The organism is Paraburkholderia sp. J63, from assembly GCF_905220245.1.
Classification (GTDB): Bacteria; Pseudomonadota; Gammaproteobacteria; order Burkholderiales; family Burkholderiaceae; genus Paraburkholderia.
Window position 1 is genome coordinate 186,398 of sequence record NZ_CAJMZF010000003.1, and the last position, 14,924, is coordinate 201,321.

Annotated in this window: 13 protein-coding genes; 9 read left to right on the plus strand and 4 right to left on the minus strand. The window is 66.0% G+C overall.

Annotated elements, in window-relative coordinates; all coding sequences use genetic code 11:
* Positions 1 to 275 precede the first annotated feature (275 nt).
* A complete protein-coding gene (locus U5775_RS05100) occupies positions 276 to 1,559 on the plus strand; it encodes an MFS transporter (RefSeq protein WP_322057031.1) in 1,284 nt (427 codons plus the stop codon).
* Here the strand turns inward: U5775_RS05100 and U5775_RS05105 are convergent.
* Both U5775_RS05105 and U5775_RS05110 read right to left on the minus strand, forming a co-directional pair.
* Entirely contained in the window at positions 1,556 to 3,022 is a 1,467-nt protein-coding gene (locus U5775_RS05105; RefSeq protein ID WP_322057032.1) for an MmgE/PrpD family protein, read from the minus strand. The genes U5775_RS05100 and U5775_RS05105 overlap by 4 nt on opposite strands.
* 25 nt (positions 3,023 to 3,047) lie before the next feature.
* Positions 3,048 to 4,703: an MFS transporter gene (locus U5775_RS05110; RefSeq protein WP_322057033.1), complete on the minus strand. Its 1,656-nt coding sequence runs from the start codon at positions 4,701 to 4,703 to the stop codon at positions 3,048 to 3,050.
* A gap of 391 nt (positions 4,704 to 5,094) precedes the next feature.
* Here U5775_RS05110 and U5775_RS05115 point away from each other — a divergent pair, with 391 nt between their 5' ends.
* The 4 genes from U5775_RS05115 to U5775_RS05130 all read left to right on the plus strand — a co-directional run bounded on the left by U5775_RS05115 (position 5,095) and on the right by U5775_RS05130 (position 9,169).
* On the plus strand, positions 5,095 to 5,961 hold the full coding sequence (locus U5775_RS05115) for an enoyl-CoA hydratase/isomerase family protein (protein WP_322057034.1): 867 nt from the start codon (positions 5,095 to 5,097) through the stop codon (positions 5,959 to 5,961).
* Positions 5,958 to 7,145: a CoA transferase gene (locus U5775_RS05120; protein ID WP_322057035.1), complete on the plus strand. Its 1,188-nt coding sequence runs from the start codon at positions 5,958 to 5,960 to the stop codon at positions 7,143 to 7,145. The genes U5775_RS05115 and U5775_RS05120 overlap by 4 nt, the downstream gene beginning before the upstream one ends.
* Positions 7,146 to 7,206: 61 nt before the next feature.
* Positions 7,207 to 7,902, plus strand: coding sequence for an SDR family oxidoreductase (locus tag U5775_RS05125; RefSeq protein ID WP_322057036.1), 696 nt, complete (start codon positions 7,207 to 7,209; stop codon positions 7,900 to 7,902).
* Positions 7,903 to 7,942: 40 nt separating this feature from the next.
* On the plus strand, positions 7,943 to 9,169 hold the full coding sequence (locus tag U5775_RS05130) for a cytochrome P450 (protein WP_322057037.1): 1,227 nt from the start codon (positions 7,943 to 7,945) through the stop codon (positions 9,167 to 9,169).
* 47 nt (positions 9,170 to 9,216) lie between these two features.
* On the opposite strand, the gene U5775_RS05135 is transcribed toward U5775_RS05130, so the two are convergent.
* Both U5775_RS05135 and U5775_RS05140 read right to left on the minus strand, forming a co-directional pair.
* Complete coding sequence (locus tag U5775_RS05135) at positions 9,217 to 10,188, minus strand: LysR substrate-binding domain-containing protein (protein WP_322057038.1); 972 nt, start codon at positions 10,186 to 10,188, stop codon at positions 9,217 to 9,219.
* A gap of 15 nt (positions 10,189 to 10,203) precedes the next feature.
* Entirely contained in the window at positions 10,204 to 11,004 is an 801-nt protein-coding gene (locus U5775_RS05140; RefSeq protein ID WP_322057039.1) for an SDR family NAD(P)-dependent oxidoreductase, read from the minus strand.
* Positions 11,005 to 11,172: 168 nt separating this feature from the next.
* Between U5775_RS05140 and U5775_RS05145 the strand changes: the two genes are divergently transcribed.
* The 4 genes from U5775_RS05145 to U5775_RS05160 all read left to right on the plus strand — a co-directional run bounded on the left by U5775_RS05145 (position 11,173) and on the right by U5775_RS05160 (position 14,905).
* The gene (locus U5775_RS05145) at positions 11,173 to 12,108 is read left to right on the plus strand and encodes an AraC family transcriptional regulator (RefSeq protein WP_322057040.1); all 936 of its coding nucleotides are present in this window, start codon (positions 11,173 to 11,175) and stop codon (positions 12,106 to 12,108) included.
* Positions 12,109 to 12,231: 123 nt separating this feature from the next.
* Positions 12,232 to 13,245, plus strand: a complete 1,014-nt coding sequence (locus U5775_RS05150; RefSeq protein ID WP_322057041.1) for a 2-dehydropantoate 2-reductase — start codon at positions 12,232 to 12,234, stop codon at positions 13,243 to 13,245.
* Positions 13,242 to 14,360, plus strand: coding sequence for a CoA transferase (locus tag U5775_RS05155; protein WP_322057042.1), 1,119 nt, complete (start codon positions 13,242 to 13,244; stop codon positions 14,358 to 14,360). The genes U5775_RS05150 and U5775_RS05155 overlap by 4 nt, the downstream gene beginning before the upstream one ends.
* 56 nt (positions 14,361 to 14,416) lie before the next feature.
* Positions 14,417 to 14,905: a MaoC/PaaZ C-terminal domain-containing protein gene (locus U5775_RS05160; RefSeq protein ID WP_322057043.1), complete on the plus strand. Its 489-nt coding sequence runs from the start codon at positions 14,417 to 14,419 to the stop codon at positions 14,903 to 14,905.
* Positions 14,906 to 14,924 lie beyond the last annotated feature (19 nt).

Sequence of the window (14,924 nt, forward strand, 5' to 3'; positions counted from 1 at the left end):
ACTTGTTCGAGACCTGCCGGCGCGCCAGCAAAGAATAGGCGCGATGCCCCGCCGGGCACCAATACTATTTTCCGATCCAATTGAAGGATGACTGGATGGATGAAGCGGAGGCACGAACCAGAGGAATATCCTCTAGGAAGCTCTGCAAATCGTATTGGCTGACGCCGGCTCACACGCGGTAGAGTGGGCCTGTATTGCGTCCGGCGAGATAGCGCAATGAATCGGCCAATGAATCGGAACATGATCGCGAGCAGTCAGGCATGCAACGAGAATTGATGAAAGAAGCGACCGCCGTCGGCGCCTCGTCCGGGCACTCGCTGAGGCTGCAGGCGAGGTGCGTCGTGATCGGCGCGGGATTGAATCTTTTTCTTGGCACCGGGCAGGTGCTCTTGTTCAGTTTCGGGGTGTTTGTGAAACCGATCGTCGAGAGCACGGGCTGGTCCCGTGCCGACGTCAGCTCCGCGGCCTTGTGGGGGCAATTGCTCGTTGCGCTTGCCTCGCCGTTGACGGGGCTTGCTGTGGACCGGTTCGGCGCGAGGCGCGTCGCGCGCTTTGCCGGCCCTTCGCTGGGCGCGGGCATCATGCTCGTCGGCTTGTTATCCCGCAGCCCGCAAAGCTTCGTGTTCTGCTTCGCCTTGAGCTTCCTGTTCGGCGCGGCACAGGTGCCGGTGCCCTATGTGAAGGCGGTCGCGGACTGGCACGAAAAGCGTCTCGGGCTGGCGCTGGGATCGGCCATGATACTGAGCGGGGCCGGTGTCGCGGTGTTTCCGCCACTGTCGGCAGCGCTCATCAATGCCTTCGGATGGCGCAATGCCTACGTCGCGCTCGCCATCATTGTCTGGGCGGTGAGCATCCCGTCGGTCGCATTTCTACTCCATGAGCCGCCTGTGGGATCGGTGCGCGGACAACCGGGCGATGACCGCGGCGCGCAGCGGGGGATGACGCTGGACTGTGCAGTCCGTACCCGGCCGTTCTGGCTCGTTGCCATCAGCTTTTTCCTGCTTTCCGTCGTGGTGGGCGCCGGTACCCACGTACTTCCGATCGTGCTCTCCGACTATGGCCTGAAATCGCAATCGAGTTCGTTCGTCATGACGATTGTTGGCGCGGCGATGATGATTGCGCGGTTCGCGTTCGGCGTTTTGCTCGACCGCTTCAGCGCACCCCGTCTCACCGCGCTGGTGTGCTTCGGGGCCGCCGTCGGTTTCCTGTGTCTTGCGGCCGGCATATCCGCGACGACCGTGCCAGCGGCCGCGGTGCTGATCGGCATTGCATTAGGCGCGGAGGTCGATGCGCTTGCCTACCTCGCATCGCAGCTATTTGGCCGCCGGCACCTGGGCGCCGTGTATGGAGCGTTGATGTTCTGCTTTAGCCTTGGCCTCGGATGCGGGCCCGCACTCTTGGGGAAACTGTACGCGCGCTCGGGTAGCTATCACGTTGCCTTCGAGCTGGCAGCCGGCCTGGCAGCTATCGCCGCCCTGTTGCTGCTGGGAGTGAGAACCGCCGATCTGCACGGCGCGGCCGGCAAGCAACGCCGGCCGGCATCCGCAACGCTCCTCTAGCTTCGCGCGCCCGCTTCGAACAAGGCCTGCAGGGGGGCCGCGATGCACGAGACGGGCACGGCCTCGATATTCATGACGGCGTCGGCCAGTGCGTTCGCCGCTTGCACGAGGGCCGGGGCGCCTTCGCCATTGGGGGCGAGGCCCACCATCACATTGAACTTGGCTCGCAAGGCCTGATCCGTGAAGCGCGTTCGCGGATCCCATGGATCGCCGAGCGCATGATCGGCGGTCGCGCTGAAGACGCGTCCGCGCGCGTGAACGTCGACGCCGCCCGGCACGCCGCGCCATTGGCCACCCGTCATCCATTCAGCGATGTTCGCCGAGCTCGGCTCCGCGACGACGCTCACTCGCGAGCGGAACGCCGCGATCGAGCCGTCGTTCATCGTTTCCGGCGCGTACCAGAGCGGTCCCGGCGGCACGCCGTGCGCCGCAGCGGCGAGCGCGTGAGCATGGCTGAATTCGGCGCTCAGCATGTCGGCCGGCTGTTGCTCGCGGAAGATACGGGTAAGCGCGAACGGGTTCGCGCGCACCGTGACATGCTCGATCTCGTCGGCCCTCAGCTCGTGCCCGGCCATCAGGCGCGTGAATGCCGTAAGCGGATGGTGGATCCACCGGCAGCACGGCCAGGGCTTGTAGGTCGTGTTGAGGATCTGCCAGTGCGAGCCGAGGCCGCAGAGGAGCGCGGCGTCGTCGTGTGTGGGCGACCCATAGGTTTTCCAGAACGCATTTTCGCCGTCGAGAAAGTCCTTGAAGCCCGTGCTGCCCAGCTTCGCGAGCAGCGCTGCCGACACGCCGACCTCGGCGCACCAGCCTGCATCGGCGTACTTGTACATTGGCTGCTCGACGGATTCGGCCCATTTGCGCAGCGTCGGCTGGGGTGAGTTGGCGCCGCCGATGCCGAACGCGTGGTTGGCCTGTTGCGCGTCGAGCCCGGCCATATTCGACGCCGCGCCGATCGCCGCCCAGGCGATGGTCGCGGCGGGGCCGCCCAGCTCGTTCCAGCCGATGACACGGCCGTTCTCGATCTGCATCGGCGCACCCATCCAGCTGCCGATGCGCGCACCAAGATCGAAGCCCACGGCGATCGCCGTGATCAGTTCACGCCCGCTGCTGGCCTGCATTTCGGCGAGCGCAAGCGCGGAAAAGACCGTGGCGTTGCCGAAGTGCGTCGAGGTCGGGAACGTGTCGTCGGCGTCGAGCACGTTGGCGAGACGCGCATTGGCGTAGGCCGCGTTCGTGGCGCTGCTGCGCGCAGCAGCGCCGATCACGGTTGCGCCCGCGTGGCCGCCAAGCATGCCCACGTACTCGAGCGCGATTCGCCCGCTTTCGGTGCGCACGGCGCCGAGCGCACAGCCGATCGTATCGAGCAGCAGACGCTTGCTCTCGGTGACCACGGCTTCGGGCAGATGATCGAAGCGGGTTTCGGCGACGAACGTGGCGAGTCGTTGAGTCAGCCCAGTCATTCGGACTCCTTTTGCAATGAGGTATCTAGTGGGAGGGTTGATGCTCGGCGACCACGCCATCCTGGACCGGCGCGCTGGTCGCGTCGTAAGCCGCAAGCTCGGCGCGAGCGGCCTCCTCGCCGTCCGCGAGCGACCTTCCCGCGACGATCAGCGAGCCGATCGACACCGGCAGAACACCCAATGCGCACAGAATGGCAAGGCGCAGGTCATGTGTCGCATCGCTAAGGAGACCGACGCAATAGGGGCCGAGGCCGAGCCCGAATATGTTGGGTCCGAGCGAGAACGCCGCGAATGCGGTGCCGCGCAGACGCGGAATCACGAGATCCTGGGTGGTGGCCTGCAGCGGGCCGAACCACATCGGCACGAAGAACGTGGCGAGCGCGTAGGCACCATAGAACACGCTCACGTTCGGCGTGATGTACTGGACGACGCTTGCGGCCGTAAACAACGTGGCCGTGCAGCAGACGAAGTAGAGGCGGCCCAGCGGATGCCTGCGTTTGGCGAAATCGCACAGATAGCCGCTTATGGTGATGCCGATGCCCCCCGCGAAGATCGCGATAATCCCCAGATGCAGACCTGCCTCGGCCGTGAGGCCGAGCGTGCGGCTCGCGTAGACGAACACGAAGCCGTTGACGGCATTCATGGCGAAGGCGAGGAACGCGCCCGCCACCGTGACGGCCGTAAAGGCTCTCGAGCCCGTAATCAGCCGGTGGGCGGCGGGGTCGCCGAGACGCGTGGCCTGGTACCAGTTCGAGCAGACGTAGACGGCGATGGCGATGGCCAGCCATTGAACCAGATTGGTCGTGACCGGCATACCGAAGACGGTGCCGATCTGCGCATTGCGGTTCGCCGATAGCATGCCGTTCGTCGCCCGCGTCGCGAAGACGGCCACGGCCGCAGCCATGAGCAGATAAGCCGCGTTGCGCGCGAATTCGCGCGGCGGCGCCCGGCGTGCGGCGAGGTGTATCCAGCTCCACGGCGGCACCATCGCGCCGAGATCGCGCATCGCGTTGGCGAACGGATGCGGGTCGGGCCTCGCCGGCACCGTATCGAGCCGGCCGCGCTGCGGTTCGCGCACGGTCAAGAGCACCACGATCGCGAGGAGGATGCCCGGCAGGCCCACGCCCATGAACGATGCCTGCCAACCGCTGAGCCCCAGCGGAGCAAGCCCGCTCGTGCCATAGGTGCGTTGCCAGAAGGCGATGATCGAGCCGCCGATCGCGAGCGACGCGCCCGCGCCCACATACACACCCACTGAGTAAAGTGCGAGCACCGTGCCTCGTCGGGAACGCTCGAAGTAGTCGCCGAGCAGCGAGACCGCCGCGGGCGTCGCACTCGCTTCTCCGACGCCCACTCCGATGCGCGCCGTGCCGAGCTGGACGAAGTTGCGCGAGAGGCCCGAGAGCGCGGTCATCAACGACCAGAACGACAGACCGAGCGCGAGCGTGCGCACGCGGCTCCAGCCATCGGCCAGCCGCGCGAGCGGAATGCCGAATACGCAATAGAACAGCGCGAACGACGTGCCGTAGAGCAGGCCCAGTTGCGCGTCCGAAATGCCCATGTCCTTCTTCAGCCAGGGCCCGAGGATGGTGACGATCTGCCGGTCGACGTAGCCGAATGCATAGATCGCCGTCAAAACGAGCAGGACGTACCAGCGGTACCAGCGGGGTTCACGGATCATCTTGGGTCTGCCTGGCGTCGGGAAGAGGAGGGGCGCGCCTGGCGGCCGCCGGCCGTCGCGCACGTCGTTGAGGACTGCATGGGATCTGTCTCCGGTGTGTGTTTTTCTATGGGCGGCGTCGTGAGCGACGTCCGATCGCAGGATAGGCACGACGTGCCGCTTCGCTCCAATACGATTTTCCGATCGTGTAAGAGGAAGAAGTTGCGGCGCGAGCCAGAGGAATATCTTCTGGAAACCTCTGCAAACAGTATTGGCCAGGCCATGCGGTCGGTCGCTAGAGTGGACCTGTATCGCGTCGCATTGCTGGACGCGCAACGCAACGTTCCGGTGCGAGGCGCGCGAGTTCGCGCTCGTGCCTCGCCGGTTCAGCCACAGTCAAGGAGACAGGCACATGACAGGCAGCGTCGATTATCTGGCCCGCGACGGCCGCGCTTACATTACGTTGAATCGTCCCGAGAAAAAGAACGCGATGACCGACGCCATGTTCGATCAGCTCATGCAGTGCTACCACTGGGCAGAGTACGACGACGACGTGCGTGTGGTCGTGCTGCAAGGCGCGGGCGACGATTTTTGCACCGGCCACGATCTTGCCGAGGTCGGCAACGAGTACGGTGAAACCACCTATGACGACAAGGGGCGGCCGCGCAAGCCGAGCCAGCGCGCGCGGTTGCTGCACGACAAGCGCTATCTCGAGCGCTTCGAGCGCGTTTTCAAATTTCTGAAGCCGACGCTGTCGCTGGTGAAGGGCTATTGCCTCGGCGGAGGGCTCTATCTGGCCGAGGGATCGGATCTCGTGATCGCCGCCGACACCGCCAGGATGGGGCACCCCGAGCAGAAGCTCGGGCTGTCCGGCGCGGCCTATTTCGCAGCCTGGGAAATGATGACGATGGGCCCGCGCAAGGCGCGCGAGCTGCTGCTCATGGCCGACGTCTGGGACGCGCAAACGTGTCTCGCCAACGGGCTCGTCAACAAGGTCGTGCCGCTCGCGGAGCTCGTGGAAGCGGGCGAAGCCTGGGCCGAGCGCATCGTGCGCCTGCCGCGCGACGGCATCGTCATGGGCAAGGCCGCCACGAGCCTCGCCATGGATTCCCTGGGCATCACGAGTCAATTCTCGTACGGCCACGTGCTGCACTCGCTCGCGACCAACGTGCGCTACGAGGCCGACGAGTTCAACTTCATGAAGCAGCGGCGCGACAAGGGCGTGCGGGCGTCGAATCACGAGCGCGAGGCATTCTATGTGAAGAAGGAGGACGCATGAGCCACGGCGGGACAGCGGCGCTTGGCGGCCTGAAGGTGCTCGACTTCACGCAGATGATGACGGGGCCGTTCGCCACGATGATGCTCGGCGACTCCGGCGCCGATGTCCTCAAAGTCGAGCAGCCCGACGGCGACCCGTTCCGGCGCTCGGGCGAGACCGCGCTCGGCGGCGACGGCGCATTCTTTCTCGGCGTGAACCGCAACAAGCGCAGTATCGTGCTCGACCTGAAGAGCGAGGCAGGGCGCGCGGCCGCGCGCGCGTTGGCGGCCGAGGCCGACGTGCTCGTCGAGAACTTCCGGCCGGGACTGATCGAGCGGTCGGGCCTCGGTTACGAAGCGCTGCAAGAGATCAATCCGCGGCTCGTCTATTGCTCGATTTCCGGCTTCGGCCGCGACGGTCCAGATCAGAACCGTCCCGCGCTCGACATGGTGATCCAGGCGGTATCGGGCGTGATGCAGGTGACGGGCACCGAGGAGTCGGGGCCGCTCAAGACCGGCTTTCCGTTCTCGGACCTCGTGACCGCCCTGATCGCGACAATCGGCATTCTCACGGCGCTGCAGGCCCGCGAGCGCACGGGCAAGGGCCAGCGGGTCGATCTGTCGATGCTCGATGCGAGCATATTCAGCCAGGTGCCGCGCGACGTGTATTTCGATCTCACGGGCATCACGCCGACGCGCATGGGCAACCAGCACTGGGACATCGTGCCGAACAACACATACGCGAGCGCGGACGGGCGCCAGATCATGATCATCACGATCAACGACAAGTTCTGGCAGATCCTCTGCGATGCAACGGGCAAGAGCGAGTGGAAGACGGACCCGCGCTTCGCGACCAAGGCCGCGCGGCTCTCGAATCGCGCGCTCGTGGACGAAAGTCTTGCCGCCGTGTTCGCGAGCCGCGATCTCGCGCACTGGGAGGCGGCGCTTTCGTCGGCGGGCGCGATCTATGGCGCGGTGCGCACGTGGCCCGAGGTATTCAGCGACCCCCATGTGGTGCAGAACCTGCTGCGCACGCTGCATCACCCGAAGGGCGGCGCCTTCAAGGTCATCAACAACCCGCTGCAGTTCTCCGATACGCCGACGCAGATCCGCCTTGCGCCGCCGATGCTCGGCGAGCACGACGACGCGCTGGCCGCGTTGGCCAGTGCCGGCGGCGCGGCGTGGCCCGCGTTTGCGGCGCCGTAAACGATACTTGCGTCGCGCCATGCGCGACGCCGAACCTCATTTCATTCAGGAGTCCCTATTCATGAGCAAACCCGTAGCAGTCGTCACTGGGTGCAACGGCCTGACGGGCCAGGCCATCGCGAAGAACCTGAGCGCGCGTGGCTATCTTGTCGTCGGCCTGGACATCGGCGAATCCGCCAAGGGCGATTTCGCCTGGCAGCGGTGCGATATCACCGACTACACGCAGCTCAAGGCCGCCGTCGAAGCCATCGACGCGCAATACGGCACGATCCGCGTGCTCGTCAACAACGCGGGCGTCTGGCACGGCAAGACCTTTTTCGATATCACGCCGTCCGACTACGACCTCACCTACGGCGTGAACACGCGTGCGCCGTTCTTCCTTGCACAGGAAGTCGCGAAGCGCATCATCGCGGCCGGCGGTGGCGGCGTGATCGTCAATCTCGCTTCGATCGTGGCGACCACGGGCAGCGGCGTGCCCGACTATGGCGGCTCCAAGGCCGCGATCGTCAACCTCACCAAAAGCCTGGCCAAGCCGCTCGGGCCGCATGGCATCCGCGTGGCGGCCGTCTCGCCGGGGACCATCAATACGGCGATGGGCGAGAAAGTGCCCAAGGAGATCCGCGACAAGCTGATCGCGAGCTCGGGCCTGCGGCGCGCGGCGGAACCCGAGGAGATCGCGGCGGCAGTCGGCTTTCTCGTCAGCGACGACGCGCGCTACGTGACGGGCGCGACGCTCGACGTGAATGGCGGCCTGTGACCTGAGCAAGACGGTAAAAGGAGCAACAAGGGGAGAAAGCATGTCTCAATGTCCGGTTCACCAGGAGGCGGAGCCCCAGGCCGCGTTTCCCATCGCGCGGCAGTGCCCGTTCCTGCCGCCGCGCGAATATCGCGCGTTCCAGCAGCACGATGGGCCGTCGAAGGTCCATATGTGGGATGGCAAGGAGGCCTGGCTCTTCACGCGCTACGACGACGTGCGCGCCGTGCTTGCCGACAACCGCTTCAGCGGCGATCCGTCCACGCCCGGCTTTCCGAGCCTCTCGGCCGCGCGCAACGCGGTGCTCGAGCTCGAGCCCGCATTCATCCGCATGGACCCGCCGCAGCATGGTCACTTCCGCCGCATGCTGACGAAGGAGTTCATGGTGAAGAAGGTCTCCGCCATGCGGCCGATGATCGAGTCGATCTTCAACCGTCTCGTGGACGAACTGCTCGCCAAGGGGCCGCCCGCGAATCTGGTGGAAGACCTGTTCCTGCCGCTGACTTCGGAGGTGATTGCGTGGCTGCTCGACGTGCCGCGCGAGGACCACGCGTTCTTTCAGGAGCAAAGCCGCCTGAAGGTGCTGCTCGATGTCGGCCCCGAGGTGCCGCGCGAGGCTTCTGAGCGCATTCTCGGCTATCTGGACACGCTCATCACCGCGCGCGAGCAGGACGCCGAAAAACGTGACGATCTGCTGAGCCGTCTGATCGTGGAGCAGGTGCGGCCGGGGCACCTGTCGCACCGCGAGCTCGTCATCATGGCGGAGCTGCTGCTGATGGCGGGCCATGAAACGACGGCCAACCAGATGGCGCTGGGCGTCTATAGCTTCCTCACGAACCCGGACCAGCTCGCGCGCCTGCGTGCCGAGCCCGCGCTACTGCGCAACGCGGTGGAGGAGATGCTGCGCTTTCATACGATCGTGCACTACAACGCGTTTCGCGTGGCGCGTGAGGACGTGGAAGTAGCGGGCCAACTGATTCGCGCGGGCGAGGGCGTGATCGCGCTGATCTCCGCCGCGAACCACGACCCGCAGGCGTTTGCCGAACCGGACAGGTTCGATATCACGCGCAAGGCCGGCCATCACGTGGCGTTCAGCTACGGCGTGCACCAGTGTCTGGGGCAGCCGCTCGCGCGAACGGAGCTGCAGGTCGTGTTCGGCGCGCTGTTCGAGCGCCTGCCGCAACTGCGGTTTGCGGTGCCGGTGGATGAGGTTTGCAGCAAGGGAGACCACTTCGTGCAGGGACTGCAGACCTTGCCCGTCACGTGGTAAATCCCGGGGCCAGCGAGCACGGAGGCGGCGTGCGCCGCCTTCACGGCTCAGGCTTCCACGTCCAGGGGCGCGGAGAGGGCGGCCTTGCCTCGCGAAGCGTCGAGGAACAGCCCGGGGTGCTCGTCCATCAGCATGCTCGCGCTTTCACGCGCGGCCTCGCGCCACTTTTCGAGCAGCGGCGGCACGCGGTCCTTGTGCCACGCGAGCGAGAGCGAGACGGCCGGCGTCTGCGCCACGAGCGGTCGCCATGCGATGCCAAGCGGCTTCATCAGCTGCATGATGGCGGGCACCACGGCCACGCCCATGCCCGCCGCCACGAGGCATGCGGACGTATGCATGTCATAAGCTTCGCGCGCGATGGCCGGCTTGTGGTCTTCTTCCTCGAAGATGTCGAGGATGCGGTCGGCGTAGCCGCGTCCGCTCGCGCTGCCGCGCGCGACGGCGATCAGCGGCCAGCTCGCGAGCTCTTTCAGCTCGACGGGGCCGGGCCGGTCGTACTCGCTGCCGGCCGGAACGGCAACGACGAGCAGCTCGCGATAGAGCAGCTCGGTCACGATGCTCGGGTCGTAGATGTGTCCGCGCACCAGCCCCACTTCGATCGCTCCTTCCTTGAGCGCCGCGATTTGCTGCGCGATCGTCATTTCCTGCAGGCTTACGTCGGAGTTCGGCGCGAGCACCTTGAACAGACGCAGCGTGGTCGGCAGGAAGCAGTAGATGGCCGTGTAGATCGCACCGACCATCAGATGCGCCTGCGCGCCGCGTCCCGAAGCACGAACGGCGGCGATCGCCGCCGAGGCGCTGTTGAGCACGCGCTGCGCGTGCTCGACGAGAATGTCGCCAGCCGGCGTGAGCATCACCTTGCGCTTCTCGCGCGTGAAGAGCGGCGTGCCCAGCTCCTCCTCGAGCGCGATGATCTGCGCGGAAAGCGCGGGCTGTGCGATGTTCACGCGTTCCGAGGCGCGCGTGAAGTTGAGCTCGCTGGCGACCGCAAGAAAGTATTGCAACTGGCGCATGTTCATCGCGAGGCTCCTGTGTCAGTGCACACCGCGCCAGGCGAGTGTGCCGGCGTCGACATTGAAGGTGCTGCCGGTCGAGAACGAGGCCTCGTCCGAGGCGAGAAAGCACACGAGCCGCGCCACTTCTTCGGGACGGCCGAGACGCTGGATCAGGTGCGTGCCGTAAAGGCGCTGCTCGGCGGCCGCGCGGTCGGCGGCGTGGTCGAGACTGTGGCTCAGCATGGGCGTGTCGATCGCGCCGGGGACATACGCATTGCAGCGGATGCCGGCCGGGGCGAGATCGAGGGCCGTCGCTCTGGTCAGCATCACGACGCCGCCCTTGCTCGCGGCATAGGCGGGCAGGCCCGGATAGGCGACCATGCTCGCCACCGAAGCGGCATTGACGATGGCGGGGCTGCGCGTGGAGCGGCGCAGCCAGGGCGCCGCGAAGCGCGTGGCGAGCCACATGGCCTTGAGGTTCACGTTCATCACCGTGTCCCAGACTGCCTCGGGGAGATCCTCGATGGTGGGCGCGCGGCGCGTGAGACTGTCGTCGGTGACGCCGGCGTTGTTCACGAGAACGTCGATGCCCCCGGCGCGCTCCGCGGTTTCGTCAATCATCCGACGAATCGATTCGGTCTGCGCAAGATTGGTTTGAATGAAGCAGGCCTGTGCGCCGGCGTCCCGCACGGCCTGGGCGGCCGCTTCGCCTTTCTCGCCCTGGAGGTCGGCGACGGTGATCCACGCGGCGCCCTCGCGCGCGGCCTCGACGGCGATTGCGCGACCCATGCCCTGCGCCGCGCCCGTGACGATCACGACGCGGTCTTTCAGCTTGTTCATGTCTGTCTCCACCGTGTCCGCCGTCCCTCGCTGTGCGGGGGGTGTCCCGCGGGGCCAGGCGGCGCCCGCTCACCGTGTTGGCGGCAGGCCTGTTTGTGGAGCTACCTTATCGAAACACCAAAAGATGATCCATAATGAACTATCTCGAATTCTTTACCGATCGTCTCGATGGACCTGCTGACCGACATCGTACGTCTCATGCAGCCACAGAGCGTGCTATGGCGCGCCGTCGAGGCGGCCGGGCGCTGGGGCCTTGGCGTGCCGTCACGGGAAACGCCACGCTTTTGCCTCGTGGTCGAGGGGCATTGCTGGTACGTACCCGACGAAGGGCGGCCCTTGCACATGCGCAAGGGCGACTATTTTCTGCTCGGCGGCAGAACCTGCTACTGCCTCGTGAGCGACCTCGAGGTGACGCCGACGCTCGACGCGCAGCGCAAGGCTCACAAGGAAGACTACGTGCGCTGGGACGACCCCGCGCCGGGCGACTATACGCGCCTCGTGGGCGGCCACTTCCAGACTGGCCCGGAGCATGCCGCGCTAATCGCCGCGCTGCTGCCGCAAATGATCAGCTTGCGCTCGTCCGATGAGGAAGCGGGACGCCTCGCGCGCGTGCTCGAATTGATCGGCGAGGAAGCGGTCTGCGATATGCCGGGCAGCAATCTCGTGATGAGCCGGCTCGTCGAGATCATGCTGGTGGAAGTGCTGCGCCGCCCGATGTTGCAGATCGAGGGGCAGCGTACCGGCTGGCTGAGCGGCATGGCCGATCCGCAGATCGCGCAGGCGCTTCAGCGCATGCATGCCGAGGTCGCGCGTCCGTGGACGGTCGACGCGCTGGCGAAACACGTGGGCATGTCCCGCGCCGTGTTCGCGCGGCGCTTCCATGAACGCGTCGGCGTGGCGCCCGCGACCTATCTTTCGAACTGGCGCATCGCGCTCGCGAAGGATGCGCTCATTCACAGCGACCGCTCGATCGGAGAGATCGCGCTTTCGATCGGCTATCTCTCGGATAGCGCGTTCTGCACCGCGTTCGCGCGCATCACCGGCAACCCCCCGGCCTCGTACCGCAAGGCGTGTCGTCAGCAGCGGCACGCGCCCGCGCGCTGAACTATCGGGCGATCCGCTCGAATCATCGTTTTTTAGTATTTGTCACGCGCCGCTGCCGCCCCTTATCGTTTGCTCCATATCACCTGGTTGAACGAACCAGAGAGCAAAGCGGGCGGAGTCGACATGCTGAAGGTGTGCATTTTTGGAGGCGGCGCGATTGGAGGCTACATTGCCGCTCATCTCGCGCGGGCGCAGCAGTGCGAAGTGAGTGTGGTCGCACGGGGTGCGACGCTCGAAGCGATACGGGCGCAAGGCTTGCGCGTCGCGACGCCAGGCGGAACCATCGCCGCGCGCGTGAAGGCGGTGGCCGATGCACGCGAGCTTGGTGTGCAGGACTATGTGTTCATCACGCTGAAGGCGCATCAACTCGATGCGGCGCTCGAGGATATCGCCGCGCTGATGGACGAGCGCACCACCGTGCTGCCGCCCACCACAGGGATTCCTTATTATTTTTTTCACGGTCTGCCATTCGAAGGGCGTGCGCCTGGCGCCGCGCAGTTGCCTGAACTCGACCCGGGCGGCCGGCAAGGGCGCGCGCTGCCGCCCAGCCAGGTGCTCGGCTGTGTGCACTGGATCGGCGCACACACGATCGAGCCGGGCGTGATTGCGCAGGACGGCGACAAGGCCGGATGCCCGGTGGGCGAACTGGACGGCAGCGCGTCCGGGCGCGTTACGCGCCTGGCGGCCTTGCTCAACGAAAGCGGCATCGCCTCGAAGGTCAGCGGCGACATTCGTTCGGCGATCTGGACCAAGTTCGTCAACAGCCTGTGCTGGAATCCGGTCGCCGTCCTGACGCAGGCGACACTCGGCGAGATGCGCGACGCACCGGGCGTCGTGCCGCTCGTGCGAACCTTGATGCACGAAGCCGATGCGCTTGCCGTGCGGCTTGGCGTGAAGCCGGGTCCCGAGCCGGACCGGCGCATCGCCACGACGCTGAGCGCGCCGAATCACAAAATGTCGATGCTGCAGGACCTCGAAGCCGGGCGCCCACTCGAGCTTGAGCCGCTCGTGCGCTCTTTGCGCGCCGTGGCGCGGCTCGCCGGCGCCGATGCACCCACGCTCGACACGGTGCTCGCACTCGCCTCGCTGCGGGCACAAGCCCGTCTTCCCCATCGTAAAGAGGAGTCCGTACTATGAGTTCATCCGCCCAGGCGCGGCCGCTCGAAGGCTGCAAGGTCGTCGAGGCGTGCAGCTACATTTCGGGTCCGTTCTGCGCGCAGATGCTGGCCGATCTGGGCGCCGAGGTCATCAAGGTCGAACCCCCCGCGGGCGACCCGTATCGCAACTTCGGCCATAGCCGCGACGGCGTTGGGACGGTCTGGACCAATTCGAACCGCGGCAAGCGCAGCGTCGCGCTCGATCTCAAGCTGCCCGCGGACCTGGCGCACTTCAGGTCGCTCGTGCAGGACGCCGACCTCTATATCGAGAACTGGCGCCCGCACGTTTCGGCCTCGCTAGGGCTGAGCTTCGAGCAACTGGGCGAGACCAATACACGCCTCGTGCAACTCACGATTACCGGTTACGGGCCCGACGGCGAGCTAGCGAAGGAACCCGCTTTCGATGCCCTGATTCAGGGCCGCACGGGGCTTTTGAGCTACGAAGCGGCAGGCGGCGTGCCGCGCGCGACGAACAGCTTTCTCGCGGACAAGGTGGCGGCGATCTTCGCCGCGCAAATGGCGCTCGCGGGACTGCGCGAGCGCGATCGGAGCGGCAAGCCGGTGCATATCGAGACCTCGATGCTCGACATGCTGTCGTATTTCAACTTCCCCGATATGTTCCATAACCAGACATGGCTCGACGACGAGGCACCGTGCACGCTGGCCCCGCAACCGGTGCTCGCGACGCGGGACGGTTACATGGTGCTCTCGCCGGTATCGGGCAAGCAGTTGAGCCGTACGCTCGAAGCGCTGGGCCATCCGGAATGGAAAGCGGAGCTCAAGGGCATTGCCGACCGCAAGCAGATGACGCACACCTTCTTCGAACGGATTGCCGAGCCCCTCAGGGATCGCACGACGGCCGAATGGCTTGCGCGGTTTCGCGAGATGGACGTACCGGCGGGACCGGTCAGCGAGCCTGCCGATCATCTGCGTGACCCGCAGGTGCAGCACAACGAGCTGTACTCGGAACTCGAAACGGGCGCCGGCAAGCTGCGCGCGATTCGCTATCCCGCGCGGATCAACGGGCAGTTGCTCAAGCCCATGCGGCCCGCGCCGGGCCTCGGGGAAGGCAATGCCGAACTGCTGGGGCGCTGAGCTGGCGCGGCGTCCATGCGTATCGCGGCACGGCGTAACGAGCATAGGGGAGTGACATGCCGATCCTGCTCAAAGGCATCGAGGGGATTCGCGCCTATGCGGGCTTCCATCTCGGCAAGAGCGGCTGGGTCGAGATCGGGCAACCGACGATCGACGCGTACGCGGCCGTCTCCGACGACCGCGATCCGCTCAGCGTGGATCCCGAAGAAGCCGCGCGCGGTCCCTACGGGGCGCCGGTGGCGCAGAACTGCCTGATTCTCGCGATGGTGCCGCCGATGCTGAACGATATCTTCCTGCTGGAGGACATCGGGCTCGCCCGGCAGTGCGGGATCGACAGACTGCGTTTTCCGGCGCCCGTGCCGGTGAATTCCTGCATTCGGCTCGATGCCAGGCTCAAATGCGCGCGAACCGAACTCGCCAGCCTCCGGTTCGTGCTCGAATGCACGGTCGAGTGCGACTCGACAACGGCACCCGTGCTGGAGGCGGAGATTGCGTATCGGGTGTGGCAACCCGCCCGCGCGGGCAAAAGAGACTATGCGCTGTAACCGGGCCGCCGGATAGAAC